This window comes from Mycobacterium stomatepiae (assembly GCF_010731715.1).
Classification (GTDB): domain Bacteria; phylum Actinomycetota; class Actinomycetes; order Mycobacteriales; family Mycobacteriaceae; genus Mycobacterium; species Mycobacterium stomatepiae.
In genome coordinates this window covers 2,422,775-2,442,171 of sequence record NZ_AP022587.1, presented here as the reverse complement: position 1 = coordinate 2,442,171, position 19,397 = coordinate 2,422,775, and the positions used below count along the sequence as shown (strand labels likewise).

Sequence of the window (19,397 nt, the reverse complement as noted above, 5' to 3'; positions counted from 1 at the left end):
CGCGGGCTGGCGCGACAGGCGTTTGCCGACGAAATGGCGGGCGCTAGCCCTGGTGATGTCTGTTTGGCTGCGAAACCCGGGGAAAGCCCTACGAAGCCGCAGCCCGCGCACCGCGCGAGTCGATTACACACTTGCGGACGCCATGCGGACGTGGCTTTGGACCCCAGCAAGGCAAGCTCCTGGGCATCGCAGGAACTGGCGAAAAGGACAGCACCCCAAGCTATCTAGTGCTCCATGACCCATTACGGGCCAACTCGATAGCCCAGACCAATACAGCGCTGGAGATCACACGCTGATGTTCTCGCGCCTGGGGAAAACCAAAAATGCTGTGCTGCAGCGCATTTCATCTCGCCTGCAGCTGAGCCACTTTTTCGCGCCGAAAGACAATGCTGAAACCGGATCCAGGTCCTCGCCGTGAGCCCTCAAAGCGGTCGGACTTGCCCGCCGATGCTGCTATGTGCTCCGCCCAATACGGGGTTTGTAGTTCGTAGAAGGCGCTTGAGGACCTTGCCAGTAACCCCTCGCGGCAGCGACTCTACGGCGTGCCACTGTGTCGGCAAGGCGGGTGGCTGCAGCCGATTCTCGGCGAATCGGCAGACGTCGTCAAGCTGCCCAGCATCAGACAAAACGACAAACGCGGCTAACGCGGGAGCCAGATCGGCGCTAGGAAGGACTACCGCGGCCGCCTCGCGTACCGCGGGATGCTCATAAAGCTGTGCCTCGATCTGGATCGACGACAGAAGATGACCGTTCAACTCGATCACATCTTCAGGTCGGTCAAACAGATAAAGAAAGCCTTCTGTATCTCGGTGGCCAAGATCGCGGGTGCGGATCCAGTCATCGGCATCATGCACCACCTCCGCCCGAGAATCATCCAGGTATCGCCGTTTGGGCGCGGCCGATCGCATCCAAATTTCCCCGAGCTGTCCCGCCGGCAAAGCATTTCCATCTTGATCGACGATCTGAACCTCCGTTCCGGGTGCGGGGAGTCCCAGCGTGGTCGGTCGCTCTGGATCGAAGGTGTTGGTAATCACCGCGGGAACGGCTTCGGATTGCGCGTAGGCACTGTTGAGCACAGCATTCGGAAACATCTCCAGCAGTCGACGGCTCGTTGCGGGCGCCAAGGGCGCTGAAGCGGTCGCCAGCCGAGTCACGGTGCTTAGGTCGTGACGCTCGTGCAGTCGGGCAGTCACCATCTGCTGGCCGATCCAAGGCGTCAGCATCACAAAGCCGACCGCCTCGGCGTAGATAAGCTCGCCCATGCGCTCGATATCGGAGACCGAACAAATAACCAGCTGGGTTTGCGACGTGACGGCCATAATGCCCGCGATGGTGGCGCTGGAGGTCGTGCCCAGCGGCATTGGCGCCAAAATGGGCGCAGCGGTGGAAAACTGTCGTAACCCTTCTGGTCCTCGGCCGAACACCAGATTTCCGTGGGGGTTGGTAAATGCCTTCGCTGCACCTGTGGTGCCAGACGTGTATAGGATATCGGCGATGAAAGACGGATCGACTACTACATCCACCGGTGACGAAGGCTGATTATTTGCGAGGTCTCGTGGCGAGGTTTTAGGCAAACTGGAGTAGGCAGGCACTGTGGCGGCCGCTCCGCATATCAATAAGCTAGTCGAGGTCTCTGTGATGCGTCGGTCGAATTCCGACGGATCCATGCCACTTCTTAAATGAACCGCCGTAGCCCCGGAGTTGAGCACGGCAAGGTAACTAGCAGCATATTCCGCCCAATCGGCTCCGCTGAAAACCAGACCGACGCGGTCAGTTGGCCGCACATCAGCATCGAGCAGCCCGTGAGCTATTGAGTTTGCGCGGCGTTCCCACTCTCCGAAACGCAGATCCTCTCCGCCATCTACCCGAAGGGCCACACCTTCAGGCTCAAGCGCCGCGCGCGCCCGCAATAGATCGGTGATCAGCGGGATTGACGTCATACAGCGCTCCCTAACGTGGATTTTCGGGACCAACATATTGTCATCGCCCGAGACCGCTTAATTCTGCTCAATACTGACCGCCGATCCAGTTCACTTTTGGGCGTATCTTCCAGAACTGTTCGGCTTTGGCGCCGTCAGCGATCCGGCTAGCAGCTGCGCTTAGGTGAGATGCTATGACTAGCAGTCGGAGCTGAGTAGCTGCGTCGGTCTGACCCCGATCGATTGATCATGGACCAGTTCTCGGGGTCCGGCCATATCCACTCCCTGGCATCGTTTTGGCGCCCGGTGCAGCGGGCGTCGTCGAAGTTGAGGTCTTCGACCGCGATCGTGGTGATGCTGTGGTGGCGGGGGTAGTGCACAGGAGTTGGGTGATGGCATGGCGCCCTTCGGCATCCCTGCGCGATGCGCTGCCGGACAGGTCGATCTCGATGCGATGGGTGGTGCCGGCCGGGTTGGCGCGCGTCGAGGCGGTGGGCGGCGATACGTCCATCGTTGAGATCCACCCCGATGACCGGGCCTGTCGCGAACACGTCGTCACCGGGACCGCAGCCGCCGCGCTGAGCCCAGTACGGTAATGCGGGGATAGGCCACGACCCGGTGAGGTAGACGCCATTACGGCCAGGTCGGAGGCGACACTGCAGGAGAAGGAGTTGCCGCCGGTGATCCGTTGGGCCCATTCGCCAGCGCGGTGGGTGAACACCGCGGTGCCGGTGAGCGCGAACCGGCCGCGGGGGCGTTGGCCAACTGTTCCAACTGTTTCGGAAGCCGGATACTGACCTGCCCGTCCGGGCTCACCGTGATTGTGAGGTTCCCGAACGGCTCATCAGGCGAGCCGTTGGTGGTGATCCGCCACCGCGCCGCCACCCATTGCCGCCGCCACTGCGGTGTGCTCAGGCCGGCCTTATCGAGATGATGGCGCGTTGTGGCGAGGTGTTTACCGCCCTCCACCACGCGGCCGATCCCGCTAGCGCGCTGCTGTTCAGCGGCGGCGAGCTGGCCCTGCAGATGCTGGCGGCGGCGTTATCGTTCTTCTTTTGCGTTGCATAGCCTTTCACCGCTGTGGCGGTGCGGCGGGTTTTGCGCTGCGCCACGGTCAGGATGTCGGTGGTACGTGCGGCCAGGCGGGGGTCGATAGCAGCGATCGCGGCCTTCAACCCGACGATGTGGCGGTACTGTGCCTCACAGGCCAACCAATATTGATCATCGTTGCCGGCGATCACCTCGTTGGCACACCGCGCCGACGACTGGGCTGTCAACTGCTTCTTGCGGGCATTGAGCCGGCCACAGCGCACCGCCGCATCGAACCCACAACAATCACCCTGGCACACACCACCGACAATCCATGCCGTCCCACACGACCAACAAACCCACCAACAGCTACGAACCCGATGATCTGCACGGATCTCAGCGCCCCGCGCAAGCAACGCCGCCCGCGAGCAGATGTCCTACCGCGGTTTCTCGCGGAGCTGCTGATGGCCGAATGGGACGACCGTGCCTGTCGGCGCTCGAACGCCGCATTCGCCGCGGGTGTTCCCGTGATAAGTCGCTGCGCCGCTCCGACTTTGACGCCAACCCAAACATCGACCCCGCCATCATCTACATGCTCGCGAAGTGCGATTGGGTTAAGAAGGCGTTGCCGTAGCGTTTTGATGGGCGACAGGGCGGCACGGGCAAATCCCATCTGCTGATCGTGCTGGGCACCGAAGCGGCGATGCACGGCGACAAAGTCAAATACACCCTGGTTAGCAAGCTCGTCGACGAGCTCGTCGAGGCCGCCGACGACAAACAGCTCACCAAGACCATCAACCGCTGCGACCGCGTCGATCTGCTCTGCATCGATGAGCTGGGCTATATGGAACTCGATAAGCGTGGAGCAGAGCTGCCGTTCCAGGTATTAACCGAACGCGAAGAGAAGAACTCCGTGGCATCGCATCGAACGACAGCTACTCGGGCTGGACTAAACCTTCACCGACTCACGGCTCTGCGCCGCCATCGTTGACCGACTCACCTTCGGCGGCAACATCATCGAGACCGGCACTGTCAGCTACCGGCTCGCCCACACCAAAGCCAGACACCGGCTGAAACCGGTCGAGGGGACGGGCGGTTGGCCTCGGGGACCTAGGCGAGAGAATCGTCGTACGCGGCAGTCAGGTCGCCGCCAGCGCTACCGGTGTTCACCACACCGGTGGGTTCTACGAGCACGGCGTGCACCTCACCATCAGCGCGGGGGCAGTGTTCGACGCCGCGCGGAACGATGAACAGTTGTCCGGGCCGAACTGTCACGTCGCCGTCGCGTAGCTGAATGGTCAGTTCGCCCGCGACGACGAAGAACAGTTCATCGGTTTCGTCGTGCTTGTGCCATACAAACTCGCCGCGCAGCTTGACGACCTTGACTTCATAGTCGTTGAGATGGGCCACGATCTTCGGTGACCAATATTCGGAAAATTGCGCTAGTTTCTGGCCAAGATCTATGGCTTGATGGGGCATGATGTTGATTCTGCCATCAGGCGTGTCCATTTCAACCGGTAGCGGCTCCTCACCAGCTCTTTGGCTAGGTGTGCGCGGCAGTTTAACAGCGCCGCATCGTATCGCTGCAACGCAGACTGGCCCGCTCGGCGAAAGGGTCGGCGAGCCGGGGCAAGGTGCGGGCTGCGTTGGCGGATGTCCGGGCCCGCGAACGGCGCCGCCGGCAGGATTTCTGTGCCCAGACCGCGCATCAGCTCACCGCGGCCAACGCCGTGGTGGTGCTCGAAGATTTGAAGAATCGCAACATGACTCGGACAGCGAAAGGAACCCTGCAGGATCCGGGCCGCAACCTGGCTGCCAAGTCCGGGCTCAACCGTGCCATCCTCGCCAAGGGATGGCACAGTTCGCGTTGGCGCTGGCCTCGGCGGCGCTACACCGGGACCGCCGTGGTGGTGGTGCGTACACGTCGCAACGCGGCTCGAAGTGTGGCAGGTGGATCCGAAATCCCCTGAGCCAAGCGGTATTCCGGTGCACCACTTGCTCGTTCACTGGGCATGCGGACGTTAACGCCGCCACAAACATATTGGCCGCAGGGCTTGCGGTCACCGCCTGCCGAGACTCCTCCGCGCCCGCGCGCTGAGCAGACATTGACGCAAGAACCAGCAGGAAACCGCGAGGGATCAGTGCCCCAACCCGCCCACACTGCACCCGCAGCATGAACGAGTTGGAATCCCCGGCTCCAGCCGGAGGGAGGAAGTCAAGCCTACAATCCTGGACGAGGCCTGGCCGGTCGCCGGAGCGATGTCGGTTTCGGCTGCAACCGTAGCGACAGATTCGTCCGATGGTGGCCGTTGAACTATCTACCGACGCACGGCCGCCGGTTACGTGCGGGACGTATGCCCTTCGGGGGATCATGGTCCATCGACTCTCTGAGCGGAGCCTTACAACCCGGGTCCAGATCACGTGGATTAACCGAGCTGGGTCGGGCCGCGAAAAATGGAAGCGGAATGTGCAGTCTTGCGCAGGCGCCGCAGCTCAGAGTTCATATCATTTGTGGCGCTCGGGGTCTCGCTAAGACGGATCGCGGACTTGAGTTGCTGAGGAGGCCTGCATTGGAGGACCACTACGACGTCGTTGTAGTGGGTTCCCGCGTGGCGGGAGCCTCAGTAGCTCTTCTAGCAGCTCGCCAAGGTCATAGCGTCCTACTTGTTGATCGCGCGGACTTTCCCTCTGACACCTTGTCTACGAACTACATTCATCAGCCGGGCATTGCGCGATTGCGTCGGTGGGGCGTGCTGGAAGACTTGGTCAACAGCGGGTGCCCAGAGATTTCTCACACCCGCCTGCAGATTGGTGACGTAGTTATCAAGGGCAGCGTGTCGGCGGATTCCTATGAGACGCAGTCGTTTGCTCCACGGCGTTACGTCTTGGACACGCTCCTGGCGGCTGCCGCTGAGCGTGCCGGCGCGGAGGTGCGTCACCGAGTTATTGCCCAGGATATTGTGCGTGCCGATGATAACCGCCCGATCGGTATCGTTTTACGTGAGGGCCCGCGCCGGTTTTCGGTACGGACTTCCCTACTGGTTGGTGCTGATGGGATCCGGTCGACCGTCGCACGGCTCGTTGATGCACCGGTAACTCGCGCGGACCCACGGATCACGTGTGTTTACTATTCGTTTTGGAATGGTCTTGACGCGGGTTATGAGTTGTACGACGGGCGGCGGGCATGGGTGGGCGCGGTGCCGACTCACGATGCTGTGCTGGTCGCCGCGTATTTTTCACAAGATCGATTCAAAGAAATCAAATGCGACGCGGTGCATGCCCTTGAGGAGGCGGTGTGTACCAATGCCCCTGACCTGGCCGATCGGATGGCGTCAGCGTGCCGCGTGGAGCGCATGTGGGGCACAGGCGATCAACAGAACTACTTCCGCCAGGCGGCTGGGCCGGGATGGGCACTGGTGGGCGACAGTGGTCATCACAAGGACTCGATAACCGCGCGTGGGATCACGGATGCCATTGCTCAGGCCGAACTGCTGGTTGGTCTGGTTTCGCCAGTCATCGATGACCCCGTGGCGCTCGACGAACGTCTACGCGAGTACTGGCGCGGCCGTGACGGGTTGATGATGCCCGGCTACGAGAGCACTCTGCGGGTCGCGGCTCCAGAGCGCTGGGATGAGCGGCGGGATTTTGCCGCTGCCATCGCCGGTAGCACATTGCTCACATCACTGTATTTCGATGTGGTCGCCGGTTTGAAGCCAGCAAATTTATTGACGGCGGAATTTGACAAATGGGAGGAGCCTGCTCCTGCTCTACGACCATCAACGACGGGGCAGAATTCTCTAAAAGCTTGACAGGAGTCCGGCGTAGTCAATCCGTTTATCGATCATCCGATCCGCCGCGAGGACTTTCCGCCGGTACCAACTCCACCAATGAACAGCGCTCTCGATGCAACGGCGGGGCTGCGAAATTTTCAGCGGATTAAAGAATTAAAATGCACCGCCGAATTAACCACTTGTTCCCACGGTAATCACTTCTCAGATTCTCTGGGATAGGAATATCAATATGTGATATGAAATTTCATTGCACAACAATCGCTTTCACCGATGATCGGAGAAGCATCTGACTGCACATGATTTCCGCGGAAACCCAGCGGGGCTCACCGATGAGCAGATCGTCTCCGTGGCGAATCATGTGCCTTTCTGGCGTCGGCAGTGGGTCTTGGATCGGCGCTACAAGATCGACTCTCGAGCACAACGGCGCAGGACGTAAGGCAACGCGACGTTCTAGTCCATCCGAGGATTGACGGGTCGCGCGACGACGTCTCGGAGGCTTGGGGCGGACTGAGTGAACTCGAAACGAGCAGATTGCCGACACAGGACGTAAATGTCCTTAATAATTGAGCGACAGCAAAGCGACAAAACCGCAGACGGGGACCAGAGAAACTGCGATGAGCAGTAACCCGGCCGCCACGCAGCGCACTCCCATGGTGCGGCGCCACAACGCTGCAAGGGCTGTTGCGGTGCCGGGTAGGGCGAGCAGGAAGGCATCGACGCGGCGCTGTACGGCGTCGTCGGCGGTGCTGGTCTCGTCGACCTGGGGTGTGACCGCGGGATAGTCGTCGCTCCGTGGCGGCTGACCCGCGTGCGCCAGGCTCAGCCAGAGAAGCCGGCTGAAGACAATGCAACTAGGCGGGCGACATGCCGCTCTATTAGAGCGAATCAGACTGGGAGACAAGGCAAGTCCGTCCGAGGCGGGAAGTATCATACGCAGACGTATTCGCATTACCTACATTATCGGAACATGTTCTGCACTGTATATTTCGGATAAAACAGCCTCAATTGGCTTTGAGGGTTGCACAATACATGTCATGGCGCTGAGCGGGCAGCATCCGCACAACAGCGCCGCAGGGCCGTCAACCGGACTTTTCTTCGCCTGCTGGCTCGCGTCGCGGCTCCTGCTCGCTTGGCGATTGCACCCAATTCGCCGGCACTTACTTCACCGTGACCTACCTGGCTTGACCGACTGGACACGTTGCCAGGTCATTGCTGACGCGAGTCACCTTCTGTCGAAGCGATTTTCGGCCGAGTCCCTGGCCATCCGCGCTGAATCGGGGTCATTCTCAACGGATCTGGCTGACGACGAGCAGAAGCGCCGATCAGTAGTGGTAGCGGGCTTTCAGGATCTTGACTTCGTTGTGGCCTGTTCGGTACACGAGACGGTGTTCGTCGTCGATCCGCCGCGACAAGTAGCCCGACAGCTCCCCCTTGAGCGGCTCCGGTTTCCCGATTCCTGCGAACGGGTCGCGTTGGATCTCTCCGATGAGTCGGGTGATCCGACGGGCCACCCTGCGGTCGGAGGCCAACCAGTACAAGAAGTCCTCCCAGGCGTCAGGATCGAAGTTGATGCTTCTCACTCCCGGCCGCCGGCCATCTCCTCAAGTTCGTCGATCGACTTCGTGTAGTTGGCTGGGGCAAGGAGGCTGGTCTTGTCTCGGGCCACGGCCTCCATAAGTCGGCGTGCGTTCTCGGGCGAACGGAGTAGATAGACCGTTTCTTGCCACGAGTCATAGTCGGCGGCTGACATGAGCACCGCCTCGCCGGCCTTGGAGGTGATGCGCACAGGTTCATGGTCGTTGTTGACCTGTTCGAGGAGCGGGAAGAGGCGCTGTCGAGCTTCACTTGCACTGATGGCCATGAGCGGATCTGACCTCCTCTGTCGTACGGATATATAGTACGCTGATCGTACCGTATTGCGGTACTAGAGACACAAATGTGCAGCGTCAGAACAGGGGAAATGGATAGAGCGTCTGACAGGTCTCGCAGATGAGTATTTTGTGTGAAGTGCTACGAACAGGCAGGCGGATTGTCTGACCGCGGAATTGACTGCGCGGCCGCCGTATCGCTGTGGTAGCGCCGAGTATCGGCCTCGACGTCTACAGCCAAGTGCACGACCAGGTCTGAGCGCGCGTTCGGATCGGCCCGCAGTAACCCGACCAATTACGTACTGGAACTTGAGCGGTTGTATCGCTACGTGGAAGGCCGGCTTCTTGAGGCACGGCTCGGCGCGGCTCCAACCGCCTTATAATGCCTACGCCCCTGTGGCCGGACCGTCACCCCGGCAGCCTTCAATATCTTCAGGACAGTCGTCCACCCTAGCGCTAGTTCCTCGGCAACTTGCCGGCTGGTCTGCCCGGACTCATAGGCTGCAACCACTTTGTCGCACAACTGGGCTGTGATCCGCTGTCGCCTCCGGGCTGGGGAAACGTACCGTGACGTCGCATCTTTCACAGAAACATTGACTTGCACATCAGTCAATTTTATGTTTAAAAATGATCCGACTCAGGGCTACTAGTAGGAATGCCCCCGGAGATCCTCCGGGGGCATTTTTCATGGACTGCGGCGCGCGGTCAGCACTCCACGTAGTTCACGGTGACGTTCACGGCAAGTCCGCCGGTCGAGGTCTCCTTGTATTTGGAATGCATGTCGGCGCCGGTCGCCCGCATCGTCTCGATCACCTGGTCCAGCGTGACGTGATGTGCGCCGTCGCCTCGCAACGCCATTCGGGCGGCGTTGATCGCCTTGCCCGCCGAGATGGCGTTGCGCTCGATGCAGGGAATCTGTACCAGGCCCGCGATCGGGTCGCAGGTGAGGCCGAGGCTGTGTTCCATGGCGATCTCGGCCGCATTCTCAACCTGTTCGGGTGTGCCGCCGCAGATTTCGGCAAGGCCGGCGGCGGCCATCGACGCCGCGGAACCGACCTCGCCCTGGCAGCCGACCTCCGCGCCCGATATCGAGGCACGTTCCTTGCACAGTGACCCGATGGCGGCTGCGGCGAGCAGAAATCGGATCGCGGTGTCGTCCGGATCGCGTTGTCCCGCCGGCGTGTAGTGCAATGCGTAGTGCAGAACGGCGGGCACGATCCCCGCGGCCCCGTTGGTGGGCGCGGTGACGATGCGTCCGCCCGACGCGTTCTCCTCGTTGACCGCCAGGGCCACGAGATTGACCCAGTCCTGGGCGAATTCGGGTCGCCGGTCCGGGTCCTCCTGGTTGAGCCGGTCGTACCATGCCTTCGCCCGGCGCCGTACCCGTAGGACGCCCGGCAGGAAGCCTTCGCGCCGGATGCCGCTATTCGCACTTTCTACCATCACGTCGCGGATGTGCAGGAGACTCTCGCGGATCTCCGTCGCCGCTCGGTGATTCCGGCTCTCGATGTACAGCATGAGATCGCTGATGCTGCATTGGTATTGGCGGCACATCTCCAGCAATTCCTTCGCCGAGCCGAATCCGGTTCCGCTCGGTGTGTCGGCCCGGGCAACCTGCTCGACGGTCTCGGCCTCGGTGACGACGAAGCCGCCGCCGATGGAGAAGTAGGTCTGGCTGTGTAGCTGGGCGCCATCGGCGTCGAGTGCGGTCAGTCGCATGCCGTTGGGATGAAACGGCAGCACGGTCAGCGGCCTCAGGACCATGTCTTGTTCGGTGAGCGCTATCGTTTGGGCTCCGCCGAGAGCGATGTGACCGGTGCGCCGCATCGCGTCGATCCGCGATTCTATGCATTGGGTGTCGATCTGTTCGGGCAGATAGCCCTCCAGGCCCAGCAGGATCGCCGTCATTGTCCCGTGTCCCGCCCCAGTGGCGGCCAGCGAACCGTACAAATCGACGCGGACGTCGGCGACGGCTCCCAGTGCGTTCATGGTGTCCAGGTCGGCGACAAATCTCGCGGCGGCCCGCATGGGCCCGACGGTGTGGGAACTCGAGGGGCCGATGCCCACCGAGAACAGGTCGAACACGCTGACGCTCATGCGATCACCGATCCTGAAGCAGAGGTCGAAAATGGGTCACGGCATCACGGCACCGTGCATTAAAGATCAATCGTTGTGAAGGCTAGGCCCGACGTACGCCGAGGTCAAGGCTCATCCCCGTAGCCCTGAGTATTAATATATCGCCAAGTAATCACTAATATATTAATCTGCCAAGATGGCAATGCAGCTCACCGATCCCCTCCTGCAGCCGTTTGTGCTCAAACGCTGCACGCTGCGCAACCGCGTGGTGAGCACCTCTCACGAGCCGGCCTACACCGAAGAGGGCATGCCCAAGCGTCGCTACCGCCGTTACCACGAGGAGAAGGCGAAGGGCGGCGTCGGGCTGACGATGATGGGCGGCTCGGCGGCGGTGGCGCCGGACAGTCCCGCGGCATTCGGAAACCTGCACATCTACAAGGACGAGATCGTCCCGTGGTTGCGCGAGCTCGCCTACGGCGTGCACGAGAACGGCGCGGCCGTGATGTGCCAGATCACTCACCTTGGCCGACGTACCAGCAACTACGACGGGGACTGGCTGCCCGTCATCGCGCCGTCGGCGATTCGTGAACCCGCCCACCGCGCCTTTCCCAAGGTGGCCGAGGAATGGGACATGGACCGGATCGTGCGTGCGTACGCCGACGCCGCCGAGCGTTGCCGCGTGGCGGGCCTCGACGGCATCGAGATCGAGGCCTACACGCACCTACTGGACTCGTTCTGGTCGCCGCTGACCAACCACCGCGACGACCAGTATGGCATGGGCAGCCTGGAAGACCGACTTCGCTTCCCGCTCAGGGTGATTCGGGCGGTTCGCCAGGCCGCCGGCCCCGACTTCGCGGTGGGTATCCGGATGTCCTTGGATGAGGACCTGCCCGGCGGCCTGCAGCTCGACGAGGGCATGCAGATCGCGCAGCGAATCGTGGCCGAGGGCATCGATTTCATCAGCGTGATCAAGGGATACATGGCCAGCGACGAGGCGCTCTCGCGAGTCATTCCCCCGATGGGCACTCCCGTCGCGCCCCATCTCGAGTTCGCCGGCAAGGTCAAGCAGGCGTTGTCCATTCCGGTCATGCATGCTGCCCGTATCAACGACGTCGCCACCGCGCGCCACGCCATTCGCGACGGGCTCATCGACCTCGTCGGCATGACCCGCGCCCATATAGCCGACCCTCACATCGTCGCCAAAATTCAAGCGGGACAAGAGGACCGGATTCGTCCCTGTGCGGGTGCCAGCTACTGTCTGGACGAGATCTACCAGAATCGCGACGCCAAGTGCGTGCACAACGCGTCGACGGGCCGCGAAGACCGTATGCCACACCATATTCCGGCGACCACGGGCCCGCCGCGCAGGGCGGTAGTGGTCGGCGGGGGACCGGCCGGCCTGGAGGCCGCGCGGGTGCTCGGTGAGCGGGGACACCGGGTGACGGTATTCGAGGCAGCCGACGCGCCCGGCGGACAGATCCGCCTCGCGGCGTCCTCCCTGCGGCGGCGAGACCTGATCAGCATCATCGAGTGGCGGCTCGCCGAGTGCAAGCTGCTGGGCGTGGACATCCGAACCAACTGCTACGCCGAGGCCGACGATGTGCTCGCCGCGGACCCCGACGTGGTGATCATCGCCACCGGCGGGGCACCCAGCAGCGAATTTCTGAACGAGGGAGCGCATTTGGTGGTCGACGGGTGGGACGTGCTCTGCGGTGCGGTACACCCGCGCGGGCAGGTGTTGTTCTACGACGACAACGGCGGTCACCCGGGCCTGGACGCGGTCGAGGTGCTGGTCCGCAGCGGTGCCGCCGAGGTCGAGTTCGTCACTCCGGAACGGATTCTTGCGCCCGACGTCGGTGGGGTGAACTACCCCGGCTACTTCAAGGTGTTCGCCGAGCACGACGTCCGGGTGACCCTCAACGAGCGACTCACCGCAGTGCGGCGCAAGGACGGCCGCTTCGAGGTCGATCTCTACAACGAGTACGCGCGCGCCACCCGGCACCGGCTCGTCGACCACGTCGTGGTCGAGCACGGGACCCGGCCGCAGGATCAGCTCTACTTCGAATTGGTCCCGGGCTCAACCAATCTCGGCGCGGTCGACCAGGACGCCCTGCTGCGGCTGGGCAGCCAGCACATCGCGAGTAATCCCGAGGGCCGGTACCAGTTGTTCCGGATTGGCGACGCCGTCGCCAGCCGCAACATCCACGCCGCCATCTACGACGCGTTCCGGTTGTGCGTTGTCATCTAGACCCGGTAAGTCGCAGTAAATCAACGTTTTTGGGTTCGTTCTGGACCTGTCGCATCACGAAGGAGTCCTTATGCCACAGCAAGTTCGGGGCGTCGTCGCCCGCTCCAAGGGAGCGCCGGTCGAGGTCACCACGATCACGATCCCTGACCCGGGACCGGGCGAGGTGGTCGTGGAGGTGCAGGCCTGCGGGGTGTGCCACACCGACCTCACCTACCGCGAGGGCGGGATCAACGATGAGTTCCCCTTCCTGCTCGGCCATGAGGCTGCGGGCACGGTCGAGGCGGTCGGGCCGGGGATGACGTCGGTCGCCCCGGGTGACTTCGTGATCCTGAACTGGCGCGCGGTGTGTGGCCAGTGCCGGGCGTGCAAGCGCGGCAAGCCGCACCTGTGCTTCGACACCTTCAATGCCACCCAGAAGATGACCCTCGCGGACGGCACCGAGCTCACGCCGGCGCTGGGCATCGGGGCCTTTGCCGAGAAGACCCTCGTCCACTCCGGGCAGTGCACGAAGGTGCACCCCGGCGCTGACCCGGCTGTGGTGGGGCTGCTCGGCTGCGGTGTCATGGCCGGCCTCGGCGCGGCGGTCAACACCGGCAACGTCTCCCTGCGGCGACTCGGTCGCCGTCATCGGGTGCGGAGGTGTCGGCGATGCCGCCATCATGGGGGCGCGCATGGCGGGGGCGGGCACCATCATCGCCGTCGACCGCGACCCGCGGAAGCTTCAATGGGCGCGCGAACTCGGCGCCACCCATGTCGTCAACGCGGCCGAGACCGATCCGGTAGCCGCCGTACAGGAACTCACCGGCGGGTTCGGCGCGGACGTCGTGATCGACGCGGTCGGGCGTCCGGAGACTTGGCGCCAGGCGTTCTACGCCCGCGACCTGGCCGGAACTGTCGTGCTGGTCGGGGTCCCGACTCCGGACATGCAGCTACAGATGCCGCTGGTCGACTTCTTCTCTCGCGGAGGGGTTTTGAAGTCATCCTGGTACGGCGACTGCCTGCCCGAGCGGGATTTCCCGATGCTCGTGAACCTGTACCAGCAGGGCCGCCTGCCGCTCGAACGGTTCGTGTCCGAACGGATCAAGCTCGACGAAGTCGAAGACGCGTTCCACACGATGCATCGCGGTGCCGTGTTGCGATCGGTGGTCGTCTTGTGAGCGGGCCGCTGCGCATCGATCGGGTTGTCACCTCTGGCACGTTCAGCCTCGACGGCGGGACCTGGGAGGTCGACAACAACGTCTGGGTGGTCGGCGACGACAGCGAGGTAGTAATCGTCGACGCCGCGCATACCGCGCGGCCCATCGTCGAGGCCGTCGGCGGCCGCAACGTGGTGGCCGTGGTGGTCACCCACGGTCACGACGACCACGTCACCGTGGCGCCCGAGTTGGCAATCACGTTGCAGGCGCCGGTATTACTGCATCCCGCAGACGACATGCTCTGGAAAGCAAGTCATCCCGAGGAAAAATACTGGGACCTGGACGCCGATGTGCGAATCGGGTTCGCTGGCACCGAGATCGAGATCATCCCCACGCCGGGCCATTCGCCGGGATCGGTGTGTCTGTACCTGCCCGAGGCCGGCGTGCTGTTCTCCGGCGACACGTTGTTCGAGGGCGGACCGGGGGCCACGGGCCGCAGCTATAGCGACTTCCCGACGATCATCGACTCGATCCGATCATCGGTGCTGACACTGCCGGAGGAGACGCTCGTCCACACCGGCCACGGCGGGCACACCTCCGTCGGCGCTGAGGCTCCCTACCTCGCCGCCTGGATCGCCCGCGGTCACTGACCCACACCCGAGCAACGGCGCTCTGAACGATCGACCGGGAGGAACGTTTTCGTGATCAGTGCCGAAGCGGTGCCGCGGCTGCTCAAGGACTTTTCGCTGGAGATGACGGGCAAAGACGTCGCCGAACTTGCCGAGGCCCGGCCCGTCATCCCTGCGGGCACGAAGGTCAACATCACCTATCTGGGCACCGAAGGCTTCGATGTCAGGCTGCGTGCGGCCGCGGCAGTAAAAGAGGCTGGCTTCCAACCTATTCCGCACATTGCCGCACGCCGACTCACGTCTCGATCCGAGCTGGAACGTTACCTGGCGGCCCTGCAGCGGCTCAACGCAAGTGCGCACGTCTTCGTCGTCGGTGGCGACCCGGCAACTCCGGAGGGTCCCTACGACAGCGCCCTGGCGCTCATCGAGAGCGGACTGCTCGGCCGGGCCGGGGTGCGCAGCGTCGGCATCAGCGGGTACCCGGACGGTCACCCGGGCATCCCCGCCGCGCGACTGTGGACCGCCCTGGACGACAAGGCCGCCGCGCTCGCCGCGCAGGGCCTGGCCGGCAGCATCACCACGCAATTCGGGTTCGATGTGGATCGCGTCGTGGCCTGGCTAACGCAGCTGCGTCAGCGCGGCATCAATCTTCCCGTTAGGATCGGCGTGCCCGGTCCTGCCGGTATCCGCCGATTACTTTCCTACGCAACACGATTCGGCGTATCCGCGAGCGCGGGAATCGCCAGAAAGTTCGGGTTTTCGCTCACCAACCTGCTGGGTACCGTTGGGCCCGAGGCGTTCGTGACCGAACTGGCCCAACGCAGCACAACCGCGGACCTCGGCGAGGTGCTGGTGCACTTCTACACTTTTGGCGGTCTGCGTGCCACCGCCGGATGGGTCCACGAACACGGTGCCACCCGGTAGGGGCCGGCTACTGTACCGCGCCGTATTCCGCGGCGGCGTCGATCAGCCAGTCGGCCAGATAGCCGGCGAACGTCGAGCGGACCAGAATTCGGTAGTCGGTTCCGTTGTCGCTCAACGGGATCAGCACCACCGCGGCTAATCCCAGCACGGTTTGTGCGGCCGCACCGGGTCCGAGCACGCGGGGATGCAAGTCCAGCGAGCAACCCTTGGCGAGGACGTCGCGGGCGTGCTCGCCGCGCAGCCGGACTGCCGTGCGCTGTGCCGAAACGTCGACTGCCGCGCCGCCGAGCTCGGTGATCACCGCACGTAGTTGCGTCTCAAGCTGTTCGCCGGTCCGATCGGTCGACATGACCAACCACTCCTGCGGCCCCGCCCAGATTACGTCCAGGCTTGGGCCCGCGAGCAGAGTCGACGGGGTGGTGGGCAGGCAGTCGATTCCGAGCACGGTCGCGGCGGCGGTGCCGCACAGGCCGGCCGGATCCGCCCACAGGTCGACCATCGCGATTAACGGTTCCTCGCTGACGCTTGCCGTCTCGGGCAGGCACGCGAGACGGGGCTGCCAACTGTGCAGAGGGCCTCGGCGGGTGAGGGTTTCAGCCATCGCGGCGTTCTCCTTCGGGGTCAACGAGGACACAGCTGGTGATTTCCGCGGCCACCAAGGTGCCGCCCACCGGAACGTGCACGGTGTCGCCGCTGCGGGCCTGGCCGCCTTTCACGAGCGCCAGGGCGAACGGCCGGCCCAGTTCGGCGCTGCGGTAGCTGGAGGTGACATGTCCGAGCATCGGGACGGGTACGGGTCCTAGCGTTGTGCTGTCGGCCTCGATGATCTGGGCGCCCTCGGGCAACACTGTTTCGGCGTCCACGGGCAGCAGGCCAACGAACTGTTTGCGGTTCGGGCTGAGGTTCTCGCTGCGGGTGAATGAGCGTTTGCCTACGAAATCGAATTTCTTCTTCGACACCGCCCAGCCCATGCCGAGGTCCTGGGGGGTCACGGTGCCGTCGGTGTCCTGCCCGATGATCGGGTAGCCCTTTTCGGCGCGCAGCACGTGCATGGTCTCGGTGCCGTACGGGGTGATCCCGCGGGGCGCGCCGGCGGCGATAAGCCGCTCCCACACCGCAAGTGCGTGCCAACCGTCGACGTTGACCTCGTAGGCGAGTTCCCCGGAGAAGCTGACCCGGCCGACGCGGACGTGCACTCCGGCCAACTCGGTGTCCCGCCATGCCATGAACGGGAATGCGTCATTGCTGACGTCCAGGTCCGGGAAGACGGCTCCGATGACAGCGCGTGACTTAGGTCCCGCCACGGGGAAGGTGTGCCACTGGTCGGTGAGCGAGGTGAGCCGTACCCTCAGGTGGGGCCACTCGGTCTGCAGCCACTCCTCCATCCAGTCGAGGATGCGGGCGGCGCCACCGGTGGTGGTGAACACCTGGTAGCGGTCCTCGGCCAGTCGCATGACCGTGCCGTCGTCGATGACCATGCCGTCGACACCGCACATGACGCCGTAGCGGATCATGCCGACTTTGAGGGTGCTCATCATGTTGGTGTAGAGCAGATCGAGGAATGCGCCGCAGTCCGGGCCCTGGACGTCGATCTTGCCCAGCGTCGAGCCGTCGAGGATGCCCACTCCGCTTCGCACAGCGGCACATTCGCGCAGGACCGCGGTCTCCATGTCTTCGCCGGGCCGCGGGTAGTAGCGCGGTCGCTTCCACTGTCCGACGTCCTCGAACACGGCGCCGCGCTCAACGTGCCAGTCGTGCACGGCGGTGATGCGTTCCGGGTCGAACAGGTGCCCGCGGTTGCGGCCGGCGAGTGCGGCGAATGCCACGGGCGTGTAGGGCGCGCGGAAGGTGGTTACCGCGAGACTCTGGATCGGCACGTCTTGCAGTTCCGAGAGCAGTTCGGCGGTGATGCCCGACGCCACCACGCCGGACGTCTTGCCCTGATCGTGTGCCGTGCCGATCGTGGTGTATCGCTTGATGTGTTCCATCGAGCGTGTCCCCGCTCTCACGGCCCGGCTCAAGTCGGCTACCGTGGCGTCGCGCTGGACGTCGACGAACTGGTGGGCCGCGCCGGCGGGGTCGGCGACCCGCCACATCACCAGGCCGGTCGCCGCTTCGCGGAACGAATCAGATTCGCCGGGAAGCGGTTTCGACGCGGCCTTAAAACCCAGTTCGGTGACGGCGCGAGCCCCGGACCGGCGTCCCTGACGCAGGCAGTCCGGTAGGGCCAGGGCGCCGTTGGCCGAACCGGCCATGTCGATTCTCTCGAGCTCTTCGCCCGGTACGAACGCGCCGAGGATGTCGTCGTAGCGCAGCTTGCCGCCCACCTGGCTGAACAGATGAACGGCGGGATTCCAGCCCCCACTGACCAGCAGTACGTCACAGGGCAACGCCTCCACGGTGGCTTCCTCGGCGCAAGACACCAGTGCGGCCGTAACTCGGGCGTCGCCGAGCGTTCCGGCAATCGAAGCCCTTGTGCGGAGCGGAATATCGCGTTGCGCGCAGGCGTGGCGCAGATCGTCGGAGACCGCGGCGCGGGCGTCGACGATCGCGGCGATCTCGACCCCGGCGTCGTGCAGGTCCTGCGCGGCCAGGTAGGCGCTGTCGTTGGTGGTGAAGACGACGCCGCGGGTGCCGACCCTGACGCCGTAGCGGTGCAGGAACGTCCGGGCGGCGTGCGCGAGCATGATCCCGGGGCGGTCGTTGTCGGTGAATACCACTGGGCGCTCATGGGCGCCGGTGGCAAAAACCAAGCGCCGGGCCCGGATTCGCCAGACCCGTTGCCGGCTCACCGACGCGGGCGCTTCGGCGCCGAGGTGGTCGGTGCGACGTTGTAGGGCCAGGACGAAGCCGTCGTCGTAGTGGCCGAAGGCGGTCGTGCGTTGCAGGTGGAGGACGTCGGGGCAGGCGTGGAGTTCGCTGACGGCCGCGGCGACCCACTCCAGCGCGGGCCGGCCGTCGATGGTCTCGGCCGTGCCGAGCAGCGATCCGCCGGCCTCCGTCTGTTCGTCGATGAGCGCGACCCGCGCCCCGGCACGGGCGGCGGTGAGCGCGGCGGCGATGCCCGCCGGCCCCGCCCCCACCACCAGAACGTCGGCGTGGCAGTGCATCTGGTCGTACTGCGCGGTGTCGGCGACGTCGGCGAGCCGACCCTGGCCCGGAATGCCGCGCGCCACCAGGCCTTCGAAGAGTTCGATGGTGGTGGCCAGCAGCATCGGCTCAGGGAAGGGATGTTCGATCTGGACCAGGCCGCCGGTGTCCTCGGCCCACGCGGCGGTGAATCCGCGGGGGCGGCCCAGTTTGATGCTGGTGGTGACCTGGTGGATGCCGTTGGCCAGCAGGGCCGATGCCAACGTGTCGCCCGCGTAGCCGGTGAGTTGCTGGTCGTTGAAGGTGAAGGTGTGCAACGCTTCCCGGTCGATACGACCACCGTGCCGGGTGCGGAAGGAAGCGTTCATGGCAGCGTTGGCCTCTGCTCGTCGATGCGGTACACGGCGTGGAATCGGTAGGTGATGGTGTCGCGGATGGCGTTGAACCAGCGCCGGCAGCCGGCGCTGTGACTCCACCGCTCGGCGAAGAGCCCTTTGGTGTTGGCGCGGAAAAACACGTAATGCGCCCACTGCTCGTCGGTGAGCGCCTGCGGGTCCGGCGGGTAGGGGACGTGTGCCTCACCGCCGTAGTGGAATTCGGTCTCCTCACGCGGCCCGCACCACGGGCATTCGATGAGTTGCATGGCGTGCTCCTGCGGTCGGAATGGGTCGGTATCGCCGGTGATCG

17 protein-coding genes and 2 pseudogenes are annotated in these 19,397 nt (G+C 63.9%); 9 read left to right on the top strand and 10 right to left on the bottom strand.

Annotated elements, in window-relative coordinates; translation table 11 throughout:
- Nucleotides 1–422: 422 nt before the first annotated feature.
- Entirely contained in the window at nt 423–1,940 is a 1,518-nt protein-coding gene (locus tag G6N54_RS11595) for a class I adenylate-forming enzyme family protein (protein ID WP_163790286.1), read from the bottom strand.
- A 371-nt stretch (nt 1,941–2,311) separates the two neighbouring features.
- On the opposite strand from G6N54_RS11595, the gene G6N54_RS11590 reads away from it, so the two are divergent.
- A complete protein-coding gene (locus tag G6N54_RS11590; protein ID WP_163790285.1) occupies nt 2,312–2,515 on the top strand; it encodes a hypothetical protein in 204 nt (67 codons plus the stop codon).
- Between the two features lie 315 nt (nt 2,516–2,830).
- Here the strand turns inward: G6N54_RS11590 and G6N54_RS11585 are convergent, their stop codons facing one another.
- On the bottom strand, nt 2,831–3,232 hold the full coding sequence (locus G6N54_RS11585) for a hypothetical protein (protein WP_163790284.1): 402 nt from the start codon (nt 3,230–3,232) through the stop codon (nt 2,831–2,833).
- Between the two features lie 124 nt (nt 3,233–3,356).
- Here G6N54_RS11585 and G6N54_RS31545 point away from each other — a divergent pair.
- Nucleotides 3,357–4,012, top strand: a pseudogene (locus tag G6N54_RS31545) (ATP-binding protein); the annotation flags it as partial.
- A gap of 46 nt (nt 4,013–4,058) precedes the next feature.
- On the opposite strand, the gene G6N54_RS11575 reads toward G6N54_RS31545, so the two are convergent.
- Nucleotides 4,059–4,427 carry a cupin domain-containing protein gene (locus tag G6N54_RS11575; protein ID WP_276056173.1) on the bottom strand — a complete coding sequence of 123 codons (369 nt, stop codon included), beginning with the start codon at nt 4,425–4,427 and terminating at the stop codon, nt 4,059–4,061.
- Between the two features lie 155 nt (nt 4,428–4,582).
- On the opposite strand from G6N54_RS11575, the gene G6N54_RS11570 reads away from it, so the two are divergent.
- The 3 genes from G6N54_RS11570 to G6N54_RS11560 all read left to right on the top strand — a co-directional run bounded on the left by G6N54_RS11570 (nt 4,583) and on the right by G6N54_RS11560 (nt 6,757).
- Nucleotides 4,583–4,918 carry a hypothetical protein gene (locus tag G6N54_RS11570; protein ID WP_163787993.1) on the top strand — a complete coding sequence of 112 codons (336 nt, stop codon included), beginning with the start codon at nt 4,583–4,585 and terminating at the stop codon, nt 4,916–4,918.
- Entirely contained in the window at nt 4,801–5,046 is a 246-nt protein-coding gene (locus G6N54_RS11565; RefSeq protein WP_163790283.1) for a zinc ribbon domain-containing protein, read from the top strand. The genes G6N54_RS11570 and G6N54_RS11565 overlap by 118 nt, the downstream gene beginning before the upstream one ends.
- A 256-nt stretch (nt 5,047–5,302) precedes the next feature.
- On the top strand, nt 5,303–6,757 hold the full coding sequence (locus tag G6N54_RS11560; RefSeq protein ID WP_170313043.1) for an NAD(P)/FAD-dependent oxidoreductase: 1,455 nt from the start codon (nt 5,303–5,305) through the stop codon (nt 6,755–6,757).
- 1,304 nt (nt 6,758–8,061) lie between these two features.
- Here G6N54_RS11560 and G6N54_RS11555 read toward each other — a convergent pair.
- From G6N54_RS11555 to G6N54_RS11540, 4 genes are all read right to left on the bottom strand, one after another.
- A complete protein-coding gene (locus tag G6N54_RS11555) occupies nt 8,062–8,319 on the bottom strand; it encodes a Txe/YoeB family addiction module toxin (RefSeq protein ID WP_163790281.1) in 258 nt (85 codons plus the stop codon).
- Nucleotides 8,316–8,600, bottom strand: coding sequence for a type II toxin-antitoxin system Phd/YefM family antitoxin (locus G6N54_RS11550; protein WP_163790280.1), 285 nt, complete (start codon nt 8,598–8,600; stop codon nt 8,316–8,318). The genes G6N54_RS11555 and G6N54_RS11550 overlap by 4 nt, the downstream gene beginning before the upstream one ends.
- Nucleotides 8,601–8,932: 332 nt before the next feature.
- Nucleotides 8,933–9,193: a helix-turn-helix domain-containing protein gene (locus G6N54_RS31540; RefSeq protein ID WP_372513150.1), complete on the bottom strand. Its 261-nt coding sequence runs from the start codon at nt 9,191–9,193 to the stop codon at nt 8,933–8,935.
- 119 nt (nt 9,194–9,312) lie between these two features.
- Entirely contained in the window at nt 9,313–10,704 is a 1,392-nt protein-coding gene (locus G6N54_RS11540) for an L-serine ammonia-lyase (protein ID WP_163790278.1), read from the bottom strand.
- A 175-nt stretch (nt 10,705–10,879) separates the two neighbouring features.
- On the opposite strand from G6N54_RS11540, the gene G6N54_RS11535 reads away from it, so the two are divergent.
- The 4 genes and pseudogenes from G6N54_RS11535 to G6N54_RS11520 all read left to right on the top strand — a co-directional run bounded on the left by G6N54_RS11535 (nt 10,880) and on the right by G6N54_RS11520 (nt 15,620).
- Entirely contained in the window at nt 10,880–12,931 is a 2,052-nt protein-coding gene (locus tag G6N54_RS11535) for an NADH:flavin oxidoreductase (RefSeq protein WP_163790277.1), read from the top strand.
- A 70-nt stretch (nt 12,932–13,001) separates the two neighbouring features.
- A pseudogene (locus G6N54_RS11530) lies at nt 13,002–14,088 on the top strand (S-(hydroxymethyl)mycothiol dehydrogenase).
- Nucleotides 14,085–14,717 carry an MBL fold metallo-hydrolase gene (locus G6N54_RS11525; protein ID WP_163790276.1) on the top strand — a complete coding sequence of 211 codons (633 nt, stop codon included), beginning with the start codon at nt 14,085–14,087 and terminating at the stop codon, nt 14,715–14,717. Before G6N54_RS11530 ends, G6N54_RS11525 begins: the two are co-directional and overlap by 4 nt.
- A gap of 51 nt (nt 14,718–14,768) precedes the next feature.
- Nucleotides 14,769–15,620: a methylenetetrahydrofolate reductase gene (locus G6N54_RS11520; RefSeq protein ID WP_197939594.1), complete on the top strand. Its 852-nt coding sequence runs from the start codon at nt 14,769–14,771 to the stop codon at nt 15,618–15,620.
- 7 nt (nt 15,621–15,627) lie between these two features.
- On the opposite strand, the gene G6N54_RS11515 is transcribed toward G6N54_RS11520, so the two are convergent.
- The 3 genes from G6N54_RS11515 to G6N54_RS11505 are packed head-to-tail and all read right to left on the bottom strand — an operon-like array spanning nt 15,628 to nt 19,353.
- Entirely contained in the window at nt 15,628–16,221 is a 594-nt protein-coding gene (locus G6N54_RS11515) for a sarcosine oxidase subunit gamma (RefSeq protein ID WP_163790275.1), read from the bottom strand.
- Entirely contained in the window at nt 16,214–19,078 is a 2,865-nt protein-coding gene (locus tag G6N54_RS11510) for a 2Fe-2S iron-sulfur cluster-binding protein (RefSeq protein ID WP_163790274.1), read from the bottom strand. Before G6N54_RS11510 ends, G6N54_RS11515 begins: the two co-directional genes overlap by 8 nt.
- Nucleotides 19,075–19,353, bottom strand: a complete 279-nt coding sequence (locus tag G6N54_RS11505) for a sarcosine oxidase subunit delta (RefSeq protein ID WP_163790273.1) — start codon at nt 19,351–19,353, stop codon at nt 19,075–19,077. The genes G6N54_RS11510 and G6N54_RS11505 overlap by 4 nt, the downstream gene beginning before the upstream one ends.
- Between the last annotated feature and the right edge of the window lie 44 nt (nt 19,354–19,397).

Excerpts from the sequence above, each read along its gene's own strand:
- G6N54_RS11595 (WP_163790286.1), bottom strand. The coding sequence starts at position 1,940 with ATGACGTCAATCCCGCTGATCACCGATCTATTGCGGGCGCGCGCGGCG.
- G6N54_RS11590 (WP_163790285.1), top strand. The coding sequence starts at position 2,312 with ATGGCATGGCGCCCTTCGGCATCCCTGCGCGATGCGCTGCCGGACAGG.
- G6N54_RS11575 (WP_276056173.1), bottom strand. The coding sequence starts at position 4,427 with ATGCCCCATCAAGCCATAGATCTTGGCCAGAAACTAGCGCAATTTTCC.
- G6N54_RS11565 (WP_163790283.1), top strand. The coding sequence starts at position 4,801 with ATGGCACAGTTCGCGTTGGCGCTGGCCTCGGCGGCGCTACACCGGGAC.
- G6N54_RS11560 (WP_170313043.1), top strand. The coding sequence starts at position 5,303 with ATGCCCTTCGGGGGATCATGGTCCATCGACTCTCTGAGCGGAGCCTTA.
- G6N54_RS11550 (WP_163790280.1), bottom strand. The coding sequence starts at position 8,600 with ATGGCCATCAGTGCAAGTGAAGCTCGACAGCGCCTCTTCCCGCTCCTC.
- G6N54_RS11540 (WP_163790278.1), bottom strand. The coding sequence starts at position 10,704 with ATGAGCGTCAGCGTGTTCGACCTGTTCTCGGTGGGCATCGGCCCCTCG.
- G6N54_RS11535 (WP_163790277.1), top strand. The coding sequence starts at position 10,880 with ATGGCAATGCAGCTCACCGATCCCCTCCTGCAGCCGTTTGTGCTCAAA.
- G6N54_RS11515 (WP_163790275.1), bottom strand. The coding sequence starts at position 16,221 with ATGGCTGAAACCCTCACCCGCCGAGGCCCTCTGCACAGTTGGCAGCCC.
- G6N54_RS11510 (WP_163790274.1), bottom strand. The coding sequence starts at position 19,078 with ATGAACGCTTCCTTCCGCACCCGGCACGGTGGTCGTATCGACCGGGAA.
- G6N54_RS11505 (WP_163790273.1), bottom strand. The coding sequence starts at position 19,353 with ATGCAACTCATCGAATGCCCGTGGTGCGGGCCGCGTGAGGAGACCGAA.